The 20432-nt window shown below is 38.2% G+C and carries 18 protein-coding genes and 1 pseudogene; 11 read left to right on the forward strand and 8 right to left on the reverse strand.

The window, feature by feature from the left end:
* From N483_RS27280 to N483_RS14310, 4 genes are all read left to right on the forward strand, one after another.
* A partial coding sequence (locus N483_RS27280; RefSeq protein ID WP_196764408.1) for a hypothetical protein occupies positions 1–969 on the forward strand: 969 nt, incomplete at its 5' end.
* The gene (locus N483_RS14300) at positions 963–1535 is read left to right on the forward strand and encodes a hypothetical protein (RefSeq protein ID WP_023397482.1); all 573 of its coding nucleotides are present in this window, start codon (positions 963–965) and stop codon (positions 1533–1535) included. The genes N483_RS27280 and N483_RS14300, both read left to right, overlap by 7 nt.
* A gap of 211 nt (positions 1536–1746) precedes the next feature.
* Positions 1747–2718: a transposase gene (locus tag N483_RS14305; protein WP_023397483.1), complete on the forward strand. Its 972-nt coding sequence runs from the start codon at positions 1747–1749 to the stop codon at positions 2716–2718.
* Between the two features lie 199 nt (positions 2719–2917).
* Positions 2918–3376 (forward strand): hypothetical protein, encoded by a 459-nt coding sequence (locus tag N483_RS14310; RefSeq protein ID WP_023397484.1) that lies wholly within the window; start codon positions 2918–2920, stop codon positions 3374–3376.
* An 817-nt stretch (positions 3377–4193) separates the two neighbouring features.
* On the opposite strand, the gene N483_RS14320 is transcribed toward N483_RS14310, so the two are convergent.
* The gene (locus N483_RS14320) at positions 4194–6143 is read right to left on the reverse strand and encodes a discoidin domain-containing protein (RefSeq protein ID WP_023397486.1); all 1950 of its coding nucleotides are present in this window, start codon (positions 6141–6143) and stop codon (positions 4194–4196) included.
* A 547-nt stretch (positions 6144–6690) separates the two neighbouring features.
* Here N483_RS14320 and N483_RS14325 point away from each other — a divergent pair.
* On the forward strand, positions 6691–7317 hold the full coding sequence (locus N483_RS14325; protein WP_023397487.1) for a hypothetical protein: 627 nt from the start codon (positions 6691–6693) through the stop codon (positions 7315–7317).
* Positions 7318–7391: 74 nt separating this feature from the next.
* Here the strand turns inward: N483_RS14325 and N483_RS14330 are convergent, their stop codons facing one another.
* Positions 7392–7715 carry a hypothetical protein gene (locus N483_RS14330; protein WP_023397488.1) on the reverse strand — a complete coding sequence of 108 codons (324 nt, stop codon included), beginning with the start codon at positions 7713–7715 and terminating at the stop codon, positions 7392–7394.
* Positions 7716–7975: 260 nt separating this feature from the next.
* Here N483_RS14330 and N483_RS14335 point away from each other — a divergent pair.
* Together N483_RS14335 and N483_RS14340 are read left to right on the forward strand one after the other, a co-directional pair.
* Positions 7976–8152, forward strand: a pseudogene (locus N483_RS14335) (transposase); the annotation flags it as partial.
* Positions 8153–8602: 450 nt separating this feature from the next.
* Entirely contained in the window at positions 8603–9712 is a 1110-nt protein-coding gene (locus N483_RS14340) for a hypothetical protein (RefSeq protein WP_023397489.1), read from the forward strand.
* 76 nt (positions 9713–9788) lie between these two features.
* On the opposite strand, the gene N483_RS14345 is transcribed toward N483_RS14340, so the two are convergent.
* From N483_RS14345 to N483_RS14355, 3 genes are all read right to left on the reverse strand, one after another.
* Positions 9789–12212, reverse strand: coding sequence for a hypothetical protein (locus tag N483_RS14345; RefSeq protein ID WP_023397490.1), 2424 nt, complete (start codon positions 12210–12212; stop codon positions 9789–9791).
* Between the two features lie 163 nt (positions 12213–12375).
* Positions 12376–13602, reverse strand: a complete 1227-nt coding sequence (locus N483_RS14350) for a hypothetical protein (RefSeq protein WP_155250706.1) — start codon at positions 13600–13602, stop codon at positions 12376–12378.
* A gap of 247 nt (positions 13603–13849) precedes the next feature.
* Entirely contained in the window at positions 13850–14053 is a 204-nt protein-coding gene (locus N483_RS14355) for a hypothetical protein (RefSeq protein ID WP_023397492.1), read from the reverse strand.
* 401 nt (positions 14054–14454) lie between these two features.
* On the opposite strand from N483_RS14355, the gene N483_RS14360 reads away from it, so the two are divergent.
* Positions 14455–15333, forward strand: a complete 879-nt coding sequence (locus tag N483_RS14360; RefSeq protein WP_023397493.1) for a hypothetical protein — start codon at positions 14455–14457, stop codon at positions 15331–15333.
* Positions 15334–15399: 66 nt separating this feature from the next.
* The gene (locus N483_RS14365) at positions 15400–15645 is read left to right on the forward strand and encodes a hypothetical protein (protein ID WP_036975012.1); all 246 of its coding nucleotides are present in this window, start codon (positions 15400–15402) and stop codon (positions 15643–15645) included.
* Between the two features lie 274 nt (positions 15646–15919).
* Here N483_RS14365 and N483_RS27005 read toward each other — a convergent pair whose 3' ends face one another.
* Positions 15920–16096, reverse strand: coding sequence for a hypothetical protein (locus N483_RS27005; RefSeq protein ID WP_023397494.1), 177 nt, complete (start codon positions 16094–16096; stop codon positions 15920–15922).
* 507 nt (positions 16097–16603) lie between these two features.
* Here N483_RS27005 and N483_RS14370 point away from each other — a divergent pair.
* Positions 16604–16834, forward strand: a complete 231-nt coding sequence (locus N483_RS14370; protein WP_023397495.1) for a hypothetical protein — start codon at positions 16604–16606, stop codon at positions 16832–16834.
* A gap of 554 nt (positions 16835–17388) precedes the next feature.
* Here the strand turns inward: N483_RS14370 and N483_RS14375 are convergent.
* On the reverse strand, positions 17389–18327 hold the full coding sequence (locus N483_RS14375) for a hypothetical protein (RefSeq protein ID WP_023397496.1): 939 nt from the start codon (positions 18325–18327) through the stop codon (positions 17389–17391).
* A gap of 295 nt (positions 18328–18622) precedes the next feature.
* On the opposite strand from N483_RS14375, the gene N483_RS14380 reads away from it, so the two are divergent.
* Positions 18623–19312: a sel1 repeat family protein gene (locus N483_RS14380; protein ID WP_023397497.1), complete on the forward strand. Its 690-nt coding sequence runs from the start codon at positions 18623–18625 to the stop codon at positions 19310–19312.
* 104 nt (positions 19313–19416) lie between these two features.
* On the opposite strand, the gene N483_RS14385 is transcribed toward N483_RS14380, so the two are convergent.
* A complete protein-coding gene (locus N483_RS14385; RefSeq protein ID WP_196764409.1) occupies positions 19417–20205 on the reverse strand; it encodes a hypothetical protein in 789 nt (262 codons plus the stop codon).
* Between the last annotated feature and the right edge of the window lie 227 nt (positions 20206–20432).

Consider the following 20432-nt stretch of genomic DNA (forward strand, 5'->3'; position numbering starts at 1 on the left):
GTCCTTAATGCCGCTGTTCAGGTTGGGATTGGGATAGCATGTAATGCAGCGGCGCCGGCTTGTTTGGGGATATACAATACTGCGCAAAGCTATGCTGTGACGGGGGATGTTGGTTCTGCGTTAAAGAGTGGTGCTATTGCGGCGGTCTCTGCTTACGCATTCCAGCAGGTAGGACAGCATTTTAAAGCCGAGTTTGGCATTAAGCCAGGGTCTGATTTATCATTCGGAGACTTGGAACTGGGCCAGCAATTGCAATGGGCTGGAAGTCATGCAGTTGTGGGTGGAGTATCTAGTGTCCTGTCAGGTGGTAAATTCGGCCATGGATTTATTTCGGCTGGTTTTACCAAGATGGCTATGGGTAATGCCGGGTTTAATTTGAATAACCGTGCATGGCCAGCAATTGCAGGGCGGACAGCGATAGCAGCGATTGTTGGTGGTACAGCGAGTGCGCTTACTGGTGGTAAGTTCTCAAATGGCGCAAGGACTGCGGCGATGATGCACGTGTTGAATGGGGAGATGCCGAATAGTTTTGTAAATAAACTATCAGAAGAACAAAAGTATACAATTTTTAAGCTGAAAAAAAGGTTAGAAGTTGAATATAGTAGTAAGGATGGTTTTATTGCCAACGTGGGTGATAAGATCGTAATTCAAATTAAAGAAAGTGGACTACAGTTTTCGTGGGAGAATGGACGGCTAGAGCCACTTATTGGCTCTGATTTTGCCAATGAAATAACTGCGTTGGGTTTAAAAAATGGTATTGGCGAGATAGCGCTAGAAGTAGGAAGAAACAGCATCGATTTTAAAGCTAAAGTACAAGTTCCAGGTTTTTTGTTTTTTAACAAAAAAACTGTGGAAGTGTATAGTGCTGATGTTGTAGATAGCCTCTTAAACTCACCGGTCAGAAGAATTTATGATTATGCTAGTGGGCATCCAGAAGTAACTTGCAAGAGGTTAGGAACAGAATGTTAGTGTTAAAAAGTAAAATTATAATTAATAAGGGAATTTTATTAAACGCGGTTTTTATTATATTTTCTCACTTAAGCTTCGCAGTTAATGCTTTTAATTGTGATAATGATGAGTATTCTGTCTTTTCAGAGTTCATTGAAGATTCCAAGTCAATGAACAAATCTATTGTATCAGCAAAAAAGATACTAGATTACTTTTCATATGATGAAGAACTATTTTCTAGATATAAAAAGTATGAAGAACGTGAAAGCATGATGAGTTATCACTTAATTAAATATAGAATTACATTGATTCCATTTGTTTCTTCAGTCAAGAGCGTAAAATCTTGGGGAGTATTAGAGGAAGATGGTGAAAAAAAACAAATAGTCTATAAAGTGGATATGGTAGATAATTTTTCTGGAAATTATAAGTGGATAAAGTTCATAGTGCTTACATTTAACAAGGCTGATTTAAAAATATTAGATATTGGATTTTTAAGAGAAGAAAGTAAAGCTTTAAAGAAAGTGAAGGTTTTTTTTGAATGTAAGAAAAAAAATATAGGTGACACCCATTCTAATTTGAAGAAATAAAAGACACCAATCCAAAGCCCCGGCACTTGCTGGGGTTTTTTCATGTTTGGTCACATACTGCTGGGAATTTCACTTTTGTAAGTTTGTGCAACAGGCTGTTGCACAAATAACAATTCTAGGGCTGAAATACATGTGACACCCAACCAAATTTGGGAATAGTCTAATAAGCCGTCTATGCTTTACTGAACGTTAAAGTATGGATGGCTTTTTTATGGCAATAGCAAGGAAGAGACAAATAAGCTTGGTGGATACCAAGTATTATCACTGTATATCACGATGCGTAAGGCGCGCATTTTTATGCGGAGAGGATAAAGTAACGGGCAAGTCATATGAGCACCGAAGAGGCTGGGTTGAAGAGAAGCTGTTACAACTAGCCAAGGTGTTTTGTATTGATATTTGCGCATATGCAGTGATGAGTAACCATACCCATATTGTTTTGTATGTTGATGATAAAAAAGCAAAACGTCTAAATGATAAAGCTATTTTGATTCGTTGGCATAAACAATTTAAAGGGACTTGGCTGACTCATAAGTTTATCGATGGTGAGACATTAACTAACTCAGAGCGTTGTTTGTTGTCAGAGCTGATAGATAAACATAGAAAGCGCCTAGCTGATATAAGCTGGTTTATGCGCACGCTCAATGAAGATATCGCACGTAAAGCCAATAAAGAAGATGGCTGCACAGGCCGTTTTTGGGAGGGGCGTTTTAAGTCACAAGCCTTGTTAGATGAAGCCGCGTTGGCAGCGTGCTTGGCATATGTTGATTTAAATCCAGTCAGAGCAAAAATGGCAGAGACACCAGAAGAGTCAGACCACACCAGTATTAAAAAGCGTATTGAGACAGCTAAAGAGGGAAAACAACCTAAGGCACTCCTACGATTTGCGGGAAATCCACGAAAACACATGCCAAAAGGCTTACCATTTGAATTTAAATATTATTTAGAACTCGTTGACTTAACGGGGCGATGTATCCGCGAAGACAAACGCGGATTTATCACGGACTCTCAGCCCATTTTAGCGAGGCTTAATATCCAACCAGAGAATTGGTTAAAACTCACTACCAAATTTACCAAGGTGTTTAAAGGCTCAGTAGGGCGGCCTGACGCTAAGCAAAAATACTGCGAGCATTTAAAGTTGAAACGGCGAGGCAGTTTGTCGCAGTGTAGTGAGTTGCTTGCTTAGTCTTTAACACGTATTAAATACCACAAACCAATTGTAACTTTTTAAAAGTTAGGTGGTTAGTCACGTCTTAAATCCCTATAAAAATATAAATCTAAGTAAAATACCGGAGTAATCGACGCGAATTGAGCATTTTTTAGAGGTTTATTTCTGATTTGAAACTAGCAGGGATGTAGTTGTGGTATAAATAGGATTGGGTGTCATGTTAATGTTCAAGGAAACTGAAGGAGGGTTAAAAAGGTTTTATGACGGTGCCAAGTCATTCGGGGAGGATATATGGGTAGTCACAAAACATGCGGGTAAATTTTATTACTATGGAGGGTGTGCAGCAGTTAGCGGTTCAGAGTCATGTATAGCTAACTTCAATTCGGTATATAATGATGCGGGGCGTATTGGAACTGCGCTTTATGAGTATTACAATGACCCTGAACTATATGATTCCACCAACCTTACTATTTCTGCGGGGTTAAATTATGCTGTTAATTCAAGCGGTGCTAAGTTTCAAATATGGGGGAGGTTATCTGCTTCAGGCACGGCATCTCTTTTGGTTAACCCGCTAATGGCTCCTCTTGGCTTGGTAGGCTCTTCTCTCCAAGCATCTCATACATATGGGAGTGAATTGTCGGTAGATAAAATGTTAGATAGTTATTTAGGTCGTTAGATGAATAAAAATTGTAATAATTGTGGAAGTGATCTTGGGTGGTATTCCGCCTTTGCAACTATTTCATTTCCTTGTAGATGTAATAATTGTAACTCACTTAACTATCGTCGATTTCTGATTAGTAAGTGGGTTATTGGAATATTAATATTTTTTGTTCCGATTGGACTGGTTCTTATAGCTACTGGAATCTTTAGTTTATCCATAATGCTGTGGGGTTCTATAATAATTTTTATTTTGTCGTTCTTTACAGAGCTGTTGTTATGTAAGTTTACTTCTGTAAGCGAGATTGAGCGAAAAAAGATTTTTAATTTGAAAAATAAAAATAAAATTGTCGCTTTAGTTGCGCTTGTTCTATTTGTTGTATTAGCGAATATATTGTAACGGAATACATGTGACACCCAACCAAATTTGGGAATAGTCTAATAAGCCGTCTATGCTTTACTGAACGTTAAAGTATGGATGGCTTTTTTTATGGCAATAGCAAGGAAGAGACAAGTTAGCTTGGTGGATACCAAGTATTACGGCCCGAATTCAAGTTCCAAGTGCACCACTCATATTTTCAAGTGAAAGAAAAGTGCCTGTCCAATTTTTTCTTAACTTATTTTTTCTTAACTTTAACCATAACTAACTAAGAGTTATTGGGTTACTCATGTCTAAAATCCTTCGAAAGCTCAAATTTAAGCAACGCCAGAAGCAAATAAAAGCTAATCCAACATGTTTGTGTGATTTGTTTCTGCTTTGAAGTTTGCGGAATGTTACTCATCGCCTATTGATACAGAAATAGAAGGCCGACTCCATTAGCGAGTCGGCCCAATGCTTATTTAACGTAGTACAGTAAAGAGTTTTGTTCCGCACCACTGTATACGCCGTTGTTATATGGCCAGAGGTCAAACTTAACATTATGCTGATAGAGCGATGCGCCATTGCGCGTGTAACCATCACCGCGGCTTGTTGGCTTTGTACTTAAACTGATAAATGAGTAATCAAGACCGGATAGGCTACATCCAGTTCCTTCATGTTGCCATAGTACAGCTGTATCATAGGGGACTTTGGGCTGGCTTAAATCGGCATTTTGTTGCAAAGAAACACAGTTAGCGTTGGTTAATTTAGCTTTACTGATTTGTGAAACCTGATTGTTCTCATCTACAAACATCATACCTGAAGTCATCTGCTTTTGAATATTCTGCCATTGTGCTGCTGGTAATACGCCGCTAGTCGCTTCCGTTACCGGTGAAGTCACAACCAGTTCATTTAGCCCATCCGAGTGGTTTGCTACCAGTGTCCAGCCCCCCCCATTAAGTGTCATTTCACAATGGGCATAGAATGCAGGCTCACCGCCATTTCCATCTGGGTCTATCTGATAAATCCCGGTGGTTGCATTTGGTGTTTGCTGTTTTATTGAAGCGCATGTGGTGCCTTCAATCGGTGTTGGGTCTTCAGGTTCTATGACGGTATCATGTGTTACAAAGCCGCCATAATACTCTAATTCGCCTATGACACGCATGGAGCTCGCACTATTATGTGTAGAGTGAATTTTTAGTCTGATATTCTTCCCGATAGCAGGCTCTGTTAAAGTAATAAGTTGGTTAAGGCCCATTGGGATTGTGAACGTCTCGTGGTCTCTAAAGTGCACATTGTCTTGCGAAACTTGCAGGGTAACTTCTTTTGGTCCCATAGTTTTAGCTCCTTCATAAAGCATAACTCTAAAAGAAGTGATATACGCATTACGCTCAAACGCGACTTGTAGCCAGTGTTCTTGCTCGATTGTAGAGACCCATATCCCACGCCTGATGCGTTTTTGAGCGTCAATGTTTACTTGTTGACCGTTGTTAAAGCCATCAAATGCGCCTGAAGGGCTATCTTTTGAATAAGAGTTACTAGCGGTGTAAGAGGCCTCAGTTAGCCCATTGCTGCCTAGCAATGCAATGTTGCCATATTGCCCAGTTGCTTCTCCAGGGTCAATGGCAAATTGACTACCAGTATCTAGACGAAGGGCCATCGTATCTTTGCCATAGTGAGTAATATCCTGAGCAAACAGCTTATTCTTAACAGTTAGGATATTTATAATTTCAAGTAGATGGTCGGTTTCGGTGTCACGTGATTGCTCCTCTTGTACGAGCAGCTTTCCATTGACGGTTTGAAACCCTTCTTGGTTAATGGCTTGGTGCGTCAACTCATAAGCTTCATTATTGTGTGTGATCCCTGCATTGGTAGGACTATAAACGGCAAGGTAGCCAATCGACTCTTCAGCATGATTGTTTCCCGCCTCTTGCTCATCGAGTGCAACACCGAAGGTTAGCGCTGATGCGCTTGAAACACGTAATGAATAGGCATCGGGGTCATTTTGTGTTTGACCACTGAGTAAAATATGCGGTGTATGGGCAAAGCTTTCGTTAAAAAATTGATGAGTGGAACCGCCAGTCATGGTGAATTCACCAATTTCCCAAAAACTCCCATCTTGAAGCTGGTGGCGTCCTTTTTCCGCAACTAAAAAGGCAACACGCTCTTCACCATGTAGGCCATCTAAATACGGCCACTCTTTAAATTGAACATCAAAGCTTGAATCGGTCACGTTTGAAATTGATACAACACCCGCTTGCGGATCATTCAGAGTGGGTATGGAAGCAAATACAACCGGATCGTTAAATCCATTGACCGGTATAGTAATTTTTTGGTCTGTTATTTTGACGTCTTCGATGAGGGTGAATGGTTGAGCACTAGCGGCTGAGGCAAAAGCCAAAGAGCAAATACCAAGAAGTTTAAACATAGTCATCCTTATTTTTTGTCTTAAGATATTTTCTATTTTTCAGTGCGAATAGTATCGAATAAAGAAGTTTTTTTGAATAGGAAATAATAACTTAACAGGTTGTTTTATATGAATAAATATATTCATATAAAAAGTAATAAAGATGACGCCCAATTCAACTGGGGAATAGTGTAATAAGCCGTCTATGCTTTACTGAACGTTAAAGTATGGATGGCTTTTTTTATAGCAAATAGAGGCAAATTGACTTGAACGAAACCAAGTACTGTCACTGCATTTTAATCAAACCATAACTAATTAAAAGTTATGCGGTTAGCCCTATCTGAAATCCTTCTATAAACGCAAGTTTGGGCAAGTTTCTTTCGCAAAAAAGTAAATATGGGGTTGTTGAATCGTTTTTTTGTCTTGGAATCAAGCTTGGGTCGAATTATGGTATAAATGGGTATCATCACAAAATTTTAAAAGTTCTAATTCCGATGTCTCCTTTTTTCAATTGGACTTATCAAAAGTGAATAAAATGGCTCTGAGGCTGAAGAAATAGGAAAGTGTTATGAAGAAAAAAGCTATTTATCCTATTGGGGTGGCAATCTCGTTTTTGCTTTTAACTTGGTTAAATCAGGGGAAAAGCTGTTTAGATAAAATAGAGGAAGGCCTACCGATACTTTGCAACGATGTTAGTGGTGATTTGCATGTTGTTATAGAGCACAATGGCAAGCAATCAAATGTGCCTTTACCGGTTACTTACCAACTTTATTGGAAGATCAGTCGGGAGAGTGAAACAAGCTATATACTTGAAAGCCGAGATTCTGGTGATTACAGAATAAAGTTAAACAACTTAGGTCAATGGTTTGTGCACCCAGTAGGGGTGGTAAGGTCGGCAGATGGTTTGTTGCAAGTAGGAACTAGAGTAATAGATAAAAAGGAAGATGTGTTTACCCTTGAGGTTTATTCTTTGCTGTCTAAGGAACTATTTCTGACAAAGGTACTATTTAATGTTACTGTGGAAGGAGAGGGCTTAACACACGATGCTACATATAAATGGATAGACAACAATACTATTAATGTTACTTTTGATAGGTGCAGTTTTATAATTAAAGTATTGGAAGAGAGCTTAATATTCCCTCGCGACAAGGAGGGGTGCGGGAATTATAATTTCTTTTTAGAACTTAAAGTATAAATGACATAAATGGAGTGTCCATATATGTCATCGTAAAATTGCTTTTCTTCTTAGGTCGAGATAAAAATAATGTCTTAATCTTTAAGGTAAATACCTGTTATATTGCCGAATGGGTTTGTTTTGCTATTTACACATTTGTCAAACCTAACCTTAACCTTTTTCTTTGCTGTCTGTGCAGCGAGTAAAATTGAGAAAATTGCATCATATTTAGTGTGAGATGGACTCAAATAGTAAACTGAAGTAGAACATCCAATCGCTGGTAAATTTACAAATGTGTCACCTTTGCTATTAAAAATATGTAAGTTTGTAGGCACAGAATAATTTGTTGTCCCTGGAGTGTTCATGTCAGCATAACTAAAGCCAGAAACTAAAATAAGTGACAAAAGTAATTTCTTCATATTATTCCTTAATAATAAAATATATGGGTTAGAGGGTATCTCTGGTTCTGAAGTGTCTATGCCAGAATAACTAAAAAATAAAGCTAAAAAAGTGACAAAAGTAATTTTTATATTGTTACCTAATTATAACCACATGTAGCGACCAACCTATTTTTTCAAGTGGCACAGAACAGAGCTATTTTAATAACGCAAGGTGCTTTTAGTTGAATATAATCCAACTACTGAAGTGTGAAGTGACACAATGAACAAATAGAAGTTACACGGCAGAGTTTAAACAAGTCGCTGTGGCATTGGTAATTGAGAAAGGTTACACCGTATCAAAGGCAGCAGCGTCTTTAGATATCAGAGATAAATTACTTTATAACTGGAAATCTAAATTTGAAGCTCTGCAATCTGGTGCTAGTTTAAGTACCAAAATGCAAATCGAAGACACCTAATTCAATTTGGAAATGATTTAAGAAGCCGTCCATGCTTTAATGACTGTTAAAGCATGGACGGCTTTCTTTATTGAAAATACAAGGAAAAGGCAAGTTAACTTGGTCGATAGCAAGTACTGTCACTGCATCTTACTCAAACCGTAACTAATTAAAAGTTATGCGGTTAGCCTAGTCTGAAATCTTCCGATATGTGCAGCTTTGAACAAATTTATTTCGTAATACAGCAAATATTGTAAAGTTGAATCGTTTGTTTTCGTTTTAAAAATAACCCTAGTCAAGTTGTGGTATAAATGGGGGACTTCTAAAAGTTGGTATAAATCAACATTGTGATACCTAGCCTAAAACAGGCAGATATATTTTTTGGAGGTTAAGTTACAGCTTGAGCGACAGCGTCAAATTGCCGTTCAGGTTTTCGTAAGATAAATCTAATAATGAAAATGGAGATAAATTTTGTTTAAAAAATCTTTAATTGCTGGGCTCGTTGCTCTTTCCTCAATCCCTTTAGCGGTAAAGGCAGAGAGTTTCCCACAAAGGTTTATGGTTTTTTCTTTCGCTGGGCAAACAACTCAAGAGAATGATCTAAAAGTTGGCTATCTATATTTCAAATCAGGTCAAAAAGCACTAATACAATATTACAAATTTTCCCCCAAATATAAGCAACCGCTTTCTGAAAGTCACCCGAATTATGGTAAATCTGAATCATGGCCTCTTAGGAATTATACTCACCCAAACTACGACCATGAGAATAATAAAATAATGGAAGTTAATGGAGAGATATGCACTGATCCAGGCAGATTTAGAGTTCCTAATTACTCAAGCACTCTGAAAGCACCAATAGAGATTGATTACACCTATAGTGATGGAGTACTCAGTTTCAAAGTTGACGGAGTTACGATGACTTGGGAACGTCAGAATTCTGGTGCAAATACAGAAAGGTGGGAGGCAACCACTGGCTACAAAAAATTAAAAGGTTTTGCCTATGGATCAGATCTCGTTTATATGCCTAAGTTATCCATGTCAGAAGAACGAGATACCGACAATAACATAATTCAGAAAAATACTTTTGATTATGCTTACACAGGTCATTGGTGGTTAAATGATGCTAAAGGTTATGGCAATCAGAAGTTACTGGAAAATCAATGGATAGATAGCCCTGAAAATCCACTATTATCCAATATATCACTCGAGAAATACTCAAATACCTTCTTTAATGAGCGGTTTAAAGTTGACAGAAGGGTTATTCCATCTCAACAAAATGTTCATGGTATAACAATTTCAGCCTTGTCAGACAGAACAACACATGCTCAAACAACGTTTGCGATAAATTCAGCATCCATTCCCGCTATTATTTATCAGCATTCAGGGTTTATCTATGAAGGTCCAAATAAGTCTTGTTACCAAACAACAGAAAATTCTGGCCATTTGAGAATGCTCATGGGCGCTTGGGATGCTTCGACTAATGAAATTAAAGCGATGGTTGGGGCTGAGTTTTCATGGGAGGTGGATGGGTTTCCAATCTGGGGAGTAGGTTATCAGGTTGGTTCCTCTTATAACAACTAGACCCCACTTCAAATTCCCACCCGAATGGGTGGGAATTTATTGCTTAATGTACTAGTTAGCGCTTGTCAGGAAGTGATTAATCGCATGCTAAGTTAGAAGATTGTCCTTTATAAAATGACGTGACAAGTCCAAGTAGGCCTTGATAACTGTATGCTTGTTTTTCTGTCTGAGTATGTTTGGCGTCAAAATAAAACATCAATGGCACAGATGCATGACTTGTTTGATCAGACAGGTGACTAAAAGCCTCCAAATAGGCGTTATATTTGTACATATTTTCTTTTTCATAGTATTTTTTGCTTGGGTCTAAGTATTCAGGCTTCTCAACGATTTGACAGATATATCGGTCAGCTTCCATAACCAATCCAACTCGGGAGCCACTGATTTCATGCTGGTAAATCGTTTGGGTACTTACCCAATTCTTGACGCTATTCAATATTAAATCCCATTGCGGTTTATGTTTTTGCAACCAATTATCTCCGGTAACTGATTCGTTATTTTCCCAACCACGTTTGAATACATTCGGTTGCAAAAATACGTAATCGAAAATCGGAGCTTTAAACTGCTTAAAAATAGAGTGGGCTTTCTCCCAATCTTGATGTGGAGTGCTACCCTGTGTCAAAAGCTCCAATGCATTGCTGTGTGTCCGTTTACTGCCACCAAACTCTCCATTCTTATATATCGCGCCACGATGCGGAGCCCAAACAAAGCTCAGGCCTTGCAGCTCAGGATCGGTATCTAATACACGTCTCAAGTGACTTAAATAATTCAGACCCGGGTTACTTCTATCGTCACAAACAAAGTAGTTTTCATCATACATATATATGCCATCAACGTATTGTTTGTGATTGTTATTTTGGCCGAGGTAATGCTGTTTCAACCAGTTAACCCAATCAGTAACCTGCTGTTGTGAGGGGTAAAATCCAGAGGAACCGATAACCGGAGGTGTTGAGACCCATATTTTCATTTTATCTTTGTAGTCAGAGGATTTTATCAGTTCAATGATTTTATTGAGATCTGCTTGAAATGAACTGAAATTCGCGGATAGGGCAGGAAATTGCGTTTCATCAGGTTTAGGTTTACAAATTACTCGGTGAGCATCATAGTTTACCGTTGACGTGTGAAAAGTATTGAAAGAGTAGTATTTATCATTGTCATACTTATTTTTGTCATGGGAGCTTGGTGTAACAATAAGTCTATTGACACCCGCAGCTCCCAATCTGTTGATAATATGACGGTTATCTTGATTATTTGACCAATCTATCAAAGGCCCGACAATATCTTGATTGTTTGTAACTGTATTACTGTTTCCTACGTACAATAAGGTCGACTTAATCTTATTTGTTGTATTAATTGAAAGTGTTTTTGAGTTATTTGCGCTGCATCCACTGTCGTTACAGGCTTTTATTTTAAAAGACAGTGTATTTGCAGCGGTATCACTCAACGTTGAATCGAAGTGTATGGTAGGTGCAGAGACTGTGGCAAAATGCTCAATGCAGGTATCGTCAATACACCTCGCTATGACGTATATTTTCGCATTGGAAGCCCCATGCCATTTGAGCGTAAATGGATGATGGAGAGTAATACCTGACGTCATTGTAGCGTCAAATTGTGGCTTAGTAGGCAAAGGCGGTGGTGGAGCAGTGACATTGACATAAGCTCGATTGCCGTATCCTGTGCAACCGGCAAGATTACAGGCTTTAACCTGATAGCTTCTGGTGCCAGTGTATTGGTGACGAATATTACGATATATAGTGTTGTTTATATTGCGTGTCTCGTTGCAACTAGCTCCTTTACATTCGAGTAAGGTATAACTCGTTGCACCTGACACACTGTCCCATGAAATGTCATAAGGCTGATTTACGTGAACACTTGCAGGCCCTCGGGTATTACTTTCCCTTGTTGGCGGCCCGTAAATATTTATACTCGAACTTGCCCCATAGCTTGCACACCCAGCGTCATTACAGGCTTTGACCATATAGGTCCGAGAGCCGGTATATTGATGGCTGATACTAAACTGCGTCTGTGTTATATATCTTGTTTCATTGCAGTTATTGCCTTTACATTCGCGTAGCGTATAGCTAGTTGCATTGTTCACTGTAGGCCATGATACAGTGTAGCGATGATTAATTGGGGAGCTCGAAGGAACCGAGACAGAAACGCGTTGCCAGGGAGGTCCGTATACGTTGACGCGATGGGTATTACCATATGCGCCACATCCAGATGCATCACATGCCTTTACGGAGTACTCGCGAGTGCCAGTATATGCATGACGCAAAGTAATAGATGTACTTGATAAATTTTTTGTTGTATTACAACTACTCCCCTTACACTCTTTCAATGTATAAGTTAGGCTATTGCTAACTGACGACCAATTAATTGTATAAGTCTTATTTATGGCTGCGTCAGTCGGGCCGTTGATGCGCGGGCTTGCAGTGGGTGCAGCGCTCGCTGAAAACACCGACAATAAGATGAGCATCAAACCAAATGGTTTAAAGTACATAAACTAATTTCCTTGTATAAGTTTAGTTGTTATTTGAAGTGCTAATATTTGAGCTTTGTCGAAATTTCTGGAATAGCTTTAGCAATTTTTAATGGGTGGTCACTAAGTAGAATCTATTTTTATAAATAGATCCTACTTAAATTACTGATGACTCATGCTATTGCTAATAGTAGTGTCGGGTGCATGCGGGAGCTTCGAAAACTTGATTATCAGACCAAGTAATTGACAAACCATTTTCGTTAACACCATCATAAAAATCATTGATGCAATTTGATAGTGCCGGAGTAAAGTTTAGCCATGAAGCCGTTCCTGCATAGAAAGTGAAGTTTTTATTACCTACAAATTGTTGAAAAGTTTTTACGTAATTGGCGTAATAACGCTGAGTTTTTTCCAATGTCTTACCTGGATCAAACTTGGGTAAACTACTGTATACTCGACTATCAAAAGTGTTTTCTAACTCCATTACAACTCCAATCTCAACTCGAGGATTGCGCACACCATTCACACTTTGTGAAGCTACCCAACTTTTAATAGTAGACAAAGCTGTCTTGTCAGGTTCACAAAACTGCTCATCTAGTTTAATGGCTGAATTACACGTTGTCGCTTTGGAATTGTGAATGATATTTGACCTAAAAATCACATTTGGTTGTATATCGATTCTGTCAAATGCGTTAGTGCTTAACCAGCTGCTGATGATACGAGCTTGTGAGCTACCATTTTCTAAGTTGTAATATGGTGCCCACATCAATTTTTTTTGATTGTAAGTAGTGTCAACATAACGGGCTAATGCTTTGACGTAATTGGTCATTTTGCTATTCACATGGGCTGCCTTTAACCCTTCATCATACAAATAAATTCCACTTACATTGTTTTCCCAAAAACTGGTGCCCAGCTTATTCTCTATTGCTAATTTTAGATCTACTAAAAAGGCGTTTACATCAGAGGTCTTGGATGGATAATAATGCAGCTTGTCAATTAAACAGACTTGGCAATTTTTCTGTATGATTGGAGGTGTAGATATCCATACTTTTGTGTTTGGGTTGTTATTATTGATAGTGACTAATGTATTTTCAATATCTAATATATATTGACCATAACTATAGTAAGCGCCTTGATTAAATCGATATGAGGCATAGCTAATATTTTTCTCGCTATATGTTGGAGAGATTATAAACTCCGTTACATTACCTAAACTATTTAAATGAGAAGATGTCAACATTGGCACTTTGTTTCCTGATCCGTCCATGTGACCTACATACCAGATCATTGAGTTTTCTTTCGCCGAAGAGTTTGATGAAATCACCAGCAACAAACAAAGTTGCAACAGTATTTTTTTCATATTCTTTATTTCCTTATTTATCATATACAATTTAAAATTAAGCAAAGCCAAAAGAGCGACTTTGCTTTAATTCGTTTCAATCTAAAAAGAAAATGCCTTAGCTAAAGCTAATTACATCACTTTGTACGCTTTGGCGATTTCTATTTTTGACTGTGCTAGGTAAATTACCTTAGTACGACGATGGTGAACAAAATGCATTTAGCTCATAGTTATGAATTAAAGCCGCTATAGTCGATGTCATCATAAAAAACTTGCAATGCTTATCGTCGACAAACAAGTTATCTACCTTGTCATATACTTAATCCGACTGGCCTAGCACTATGTCAGTATAATGCGGTGTGAAAATACGTAGACTTTTGTCAGAACTCGATTGAGTCTTAATAACAGAGGCTATAAAAAAGGCCACTTGCCCAGCGCTACCATCAGTATCGAATAACACAGGCGCGGCACTACTCGCTGAGCTGAATAAAACAGGTGATGTCAAAAGTGTGGTTAAGTTCATAAATTTGTCTCCGTTTTAGATAACTCCTATTTATGAGCATACACAGATTTAATCTTTTGTGCATCTTTACTTAACAATTTGACCTGCTTTAGTATTTAATAACCAAAAATAGAAGACAACTATTTCAATCTGGGAATGTCTTAAGAGACCATCTCGGAGGCTTCCTACCGCAAATGCTTTAATGAATGTTAAAGGAAGTGGACAGTTATGTATGCCTACTCCCCATAAGTGAAAATTCGAGAAAACCTCCAGCATAAAGAGTTATATATGAGACTGCTGATCTGTGTGTTTGTATTATCGAAAATCATTCGAGTCAAATTGACAAACCTAGTTGGTGTGGGCTTCATTTTGAGACTATTATTTTGAACCAACTCAACAACAATTCTTTAAAGGAATGAAAAATGATTTGTAGGCTTCTTGCTATTACACTGGCCCTTGTTTTTATATCAGGCTGTACAAATGTGCCTGATGAGGCTCAATATAGCGGGGAAAATCCCAAAGATAACTTATATATTATTGAGTTTAATGACAAAGGGGGTGTACATAAACAGTGTTTTGGTGGGTCAAAACCATGTAGATATCTTGAAACATTCCATAAAGGTATCGAATCAAGTCAAATACGAGAAAATGTCATTGTTTTTGCGCACGGTTGGCATCACAATGCGGAGCCTAACGACAAAAATCTTGATACATTTCGCACGTTTATTAACCGGTTAAATGCACGAACTCCTCAGTACACAGGTATTTATTTAGCGTGGCGTGGAGATAGCTCTGATGTTATTTTCACAGATAAGACCGACTTCGAGGCATTGGACTTTTACACTCTCTGGAATAGAAATTCGGTTGCCGCTCATATTGGCAAAAATGGAGCTAACAAATTTTTTGATATGCTAACCAGCTACCAAAAAGAAGGAAAAATTCGTAATATTATAGGTATCGGGCATAGTATGGGGGGAAGGCTAGTATATTTTGCAAATAAAGAACGCATTAAAGAGCCAAATAATAATACCTTCTTTTTATTAATAAACCCTGCATTAACTGACGAAGACATGAAAGAAGTGCTCATGTATGACGTTAAAAAAATCAATAACTTTCCTAGAACAATTGTCGTGCAATCCGAGTCTGATATTCCAATTACATTTGGTTATGATTTAATTCACCCGGGCGATGAATCTGTCGGAGATTCTTGGGCAATCACGCATGATTTAAATGCATGCCAAAACAACAACGACAAATGCCTATCTTGCTTGAAAGCGAAATCAAATGGTGAAAACCCCTAGAGCTTCGACCATACACAGTGTGGATTCAGTCGAAACGAAAAAAAGCAATTTTATCCAGAAAGGTGTTTGATAACAATAAATAACCATAAATGGGCTATTGCAGGTAGACCAAAGAATGGACCCAAACTTCCTAATTGCAGTGACAATTTTGACCAAGGCGTATGGGTTTTATCTGCGGATGATGTATTTAACAAACACAACGGCTTTTTAGGTAATGATGAGTTGCCTAGCTATACAGGGCAGCAATTCGAAGCATTTTTTGAACTGCTATCAAAGATAACTGAGAATAAATCAGCTCCAGCAATAGAGTAGTATGAATAAGAAAAGTGCCATTAAAATATTGAGCAAAGCATAAGCTGGGCAATCTCAAGCTGTATGCGATAAAAAGGAAACAATAACACTCAGGTTAATTTGTTTCCTCTTAACATCCCATATATATGGGAGTTAGAACGTTATTTAGTCAGTTAGATGAATACAAAATGTAATAATTGTGGCGGTGAACTGGGCAGGCTTGCCGCTTTTGCTGCCATTTCATTCCCATATCAATTTCGTAATTTTGATTCACTCAACTAACGCCGTTTTCAGATCAGCAAAATCGGCCGAATCCGCTTGGGTTACAGGTTTGTTGTGGTGCACCCGGAGGGCCTATGTGGCTATGGCATGTCCAGGTTCCACCTCCAGCAACTGCCGGCGTATTGTTGCCTTGTAACACGTGTTTTTCAGACAGCGATTTGAGCTTTTTACTGCTTATTTTTAGTTTCATTATTTTTATCCTTAATTTAATCCGATGTACTGTCAGTACCTGATAACCATAAACTGATAGAGGTTACATTGTCAAATATTGAATACAATATACAATTATTGTATTGTGTTTGGCGTTACGTCAATCTTTAACTTTGTTTGGTAAGTAAAAATACATCGAGGAAAATACCTACTTCCATTTTTCGAAATTAATACCTTCAGTTAGGTGCATTGACACTAATTTTGAGGGGCTACCTTATCACCCACACAAACTTGGGCTAAGAATATGTTTTGCTTTGTTGTATAGAGAGTTATTGGAGTAACTTCTATACCTTTTTATCTTTATCTATTGATTTAATAGGATTTATTTTTAATTTTAGGATGGTTGAAACGTCAATTTTAATAATAAGTAAAAACATTGGACTTATTGTTTTTTGTTGTTATGATTAAGTTTCACTCAATGTGTGGGTGTTTTTTGTTCAGTAAGGGCGACTAATTTGAGTCCAATAAATTAAATAAAGGAATAGCCATGGAAAGAGCCGTTTTATCAAAAGTAATGCTAACTAGCCTTGTTGTCTTATTTTCAGCCAATGTTTTTGCCGGGACTTCTACCTGGATAGGGTATGCTAAAGATTCTGCTGATGCAGCAAATCGAGCGCGAACAGCTAATCCAAATTCTTGGGTGCATAGTTGTAAAAACGTGAGTGAAGCAGCTCCTTGGCTTTATACTTGCACTGTGGTCAGTCGTAGTTACAACTAGACCTGTTTGTGAGCTGTGCTGTATCAACAAAAATTGTAATATGATACGCAGTCTTGCTCAGGCCCCAGCAAGTAATACCGATATATTTAACGAAGGTACATGTAAATACTCATGTTATGTCAAGGTAAGTAGCTACATCGGGGCAGTTTTTACTGCCTCAAAGTTAAATCCTCAAGTCATGTTCCGATGACTAATCACGTGCGGTAACACTTTGCTCGGACATATATCAGGGTATAACTGTAATTCAGTTCCCTAATCAACGTTTTGCCTAAACAGACAAGATTGAAAATACCCTGTTGGTTTTGTACCGTAGTTTTTTGATGGGTTTTTGGCCCTTTATCATGATCGAGCTTTTCAATTAGCAAACGGAATAATGTGATACTTGTTGTTTTACGTATTGGTGGGTAATGGCAGGTAATACTAAGAAGTTAGGTTGAGAATAACGCCTAACTTCTTATAGGTTGCTCAATTTTAATCGTCTCTTCTTTGCTCTTACTAAAAATATAGCAGCTTAAACACGATTTCCTGTGAGCATACAGGCACTTTAAATTTCGTTAATTTAGAAATTTAAAGTCATCGAATGACATTACTAACTCTTCGTCAGAAGTGTCTATACCGTGGCCATAAATACCAGCTTTGAAGTTGTGTTTGCCGTTTGCTGCGCGAGTAGGCAAATGATGAAATAATTGGCCATCTTTAGAGAAGTGTGTCCAAGTACCACCTTCAGGCTTTATTGCCGCCGAAAACTCACCGTTTTGCTCACTCCAAAGTACATGTGAATACGCAACGTACCAACGCCCGACTTCAATAGGAATAATGGTATCAGCAGACCAAGAGGCGATACTGTTTCCTTTGTTGTCGCAGATTCCTGAGTAATGGGTTTTATTACTTGGCTTAGCGCAATGCACTTTGTGCTGTAGTGATATTGCAGGTCGTTCATTTGCTTGTGGATATCTAGCAATAACAAAGCTCATCATAGGTGCAACAGGGTAAGCGGCGTTTGATGGCGGACCATACTGCATAAGAGTTGAATAGCAAATTGACGGCGAGTTCGGTGCTTTTACTCGGCATCCTTTGTTCCAAATTTTGTCTACTTTAAAGCGAAATGTAATTTGGGTGCGTTGCCCGTCAATATTAAGGTAATCTGGGTGAGTATCATATCTATCTGGGGAATAGAACAATTCCGCTCTATGGCAATTAATACCGTAACTTTTGCACTTTGATTCTTCAGCGTGATGACTATAGATCTTTGCGTACCAGTTATTGGTATTTGCATCATACTCTCGTGTTACAAGACCACCATAGTTGTATATTGTGTTTGGATTGTATCCTGTTTCATAATCTTGTACTTTCCAAGGACTATGTTGCACGCTTGGTGATCTTACCTTGTCAAAAGGTGAGTCAAAGCCACCATTTTTAAATGGGATATCTGACGCGTAGCTGGTAAAAGCCAATGTTGAGCCAGCCGTTATTATAAAAATCATTTTAAGCATTGTTTTAAAATTCCTGTTTGTAATTGGTTATCCATTAATCAGTCGGATGTTATCGTAACATTCGGAGGAAGTGAGTCAATGTGAGGTATATGTAAACTTTGTTTGTTATTAGCCAACCAACTTTCATTGATGGGCGCTAAACAAAGACTTCTCATCAAAAAAAACTTAAAATCTTTTTGGTAAAGTGGCGGAGTTAATGCTTTCTTAATCCAATGGTATGGAAAACGCAATTCATTTGTGTATTACATAGATAAACCAAAGAATGAATTAGCCTAGTTTGATTTAGGAATAAGTAATGAAGTTTATAATTTTATTGATTTTAATAGTGACAACATCTGTCAATGCACAGGAAAAAGCTCTTGCGGAAGAATATTATAAAATCGCAGATCAGTATTATAAGAAAAAAGGAAGTAAAGACTTCTCGCCAAAAAAAGCTTACAACCTGTTCCTCAAAGGGGCTGAGTTAGGACATATTCCTTCCAAAAATATGGCATATGTTGTATTCAATGTTTATCCAAAAACGTTGTTACCACATATGGAAGAAGCCGTTCATCACCTTGTCGATGCGGCGAAAGCAAATAACGAAATTGCTCAGTTTAATGTAGGTATGATTTTGACTCAGGGCAGTTATATGGAGAAAAATGTCAATTTGGCCAATAAATGGCTTTATAGTTCAGCTTTGCTCGGCTACAAGATTGCACATGTTTACCACGGAATAAATTTGGTCAATCAGTATATGCCACAAAAAGATGAGTTAAAGCTATCTAAAGAAGGCTATGACGTTGTTGTAGGGGAGTTAAGGCACGCAATAGAATTAAAAAATGTGGAAGGCATTGTACAGCTGGCTCGCTTTGAGTTTGTAGAAACGGGCAACCTTGAAGAGGTAAGAAGGCTTACGCGGTTAGCTGTTGATATCGGGGGAGAGGACGCACTTGCTCTCTTAAAAAACACTGAGTTTTGGGATGTTATCAACGAAGACAAATAAGGTGTGTTGACTTGGGCTAGTAAACCTAAATTGTGGTTACTCAAAGCTAATTATCGGGTTATAAGCTGAGCCAAACGCACTTGACTCAGCACGAATACAGCTTGTTACTTATAAAGCTCTAGTTCGCCTAAACTAAGATAATTGCCTAGGTCATTTGATACATCGAGGCGATAAAACTGGTAATGTGCCTTTGACTCGAGGCAATATTCCGACATGGCTGGGAAATTTGGCTTATCTCCAGAGCCAATAGGTGTCCAAACCTGCTTATCGTTACTGCCATAGAGCTTCCAGCTAGTAGTGACCCAAGTTGTGGCAGAATTGTAACCTTGTGCCAATGCTATTTTAGATACAGCTTCTGCCTGTGGCAATGTAACGTAAATAGACTCTTGCTTTTCTTTGGAGAACCAAACATGACTGTAGCTATAAACTACAACGCCATCATTGAGGTTACTAATATTACCATGGCTGGTAGTTGCAACTTCAAAAGAACTGATATTGACCTTTTCATCAGCTAACTGGCAGGCACGGTTGGGAACAGTTCCATCACCTATGGTTAGTTCAAAGTCACCACTTTGTTCAGTAGCATCGACCCAATGCCCATACCAACCATTGAAGTCTAGTGACGGAGTACCATAATAGGTAGCTTTTATGCTGGCCTCATTGATCACATCAAAAGTAATATATTTGGTACTGTCTGCAGCGTTAATTTGAGGCTGAGTATGGTGAACCTGGTTTCCTGAAATAATACTGCCATGGCTGTCTGTAGCGATAAAGTGCGAGCCACGGAATTCAGGTGTAAATGCTGTCAATCTGTCCTGAGTCAGGACACTATCCCTGATACTGTCTTGCTTTAAGAGCAACTCACTATTTTGTGCAGATGCAAAGCAAGTCACTAGCACCAGTGTACTCAAAAAAAGCTTTGTTTTTATTTTTCAACATATTAACTCCATAAAATTATCCTTGTTACAGGCTTAATTATATGAGCAAACTCAGCCTGAGAAAAAGGCTTTTAAGTTGCTTTTACTTTAAATTTTTATTTTTTTATAAAGTGCATTGCGAATAAATCACAATTTAATCGATTGCTTTAAGGATGTTTTAGGAGCAAATATTATGGTTAAAT

The organism is Pseudoalteromonas luteoviolacea NCIMB 1944, from assembly GCF_001625565.1.
Taxonomy (GTDB): Bacteria; Pseudomonadota; Gammaproteobacteria; order Enterobacterales; family Alteromonadaceae; genus Pseudoalteromonas; species Pseudoalteromonas luteoviolacea_F.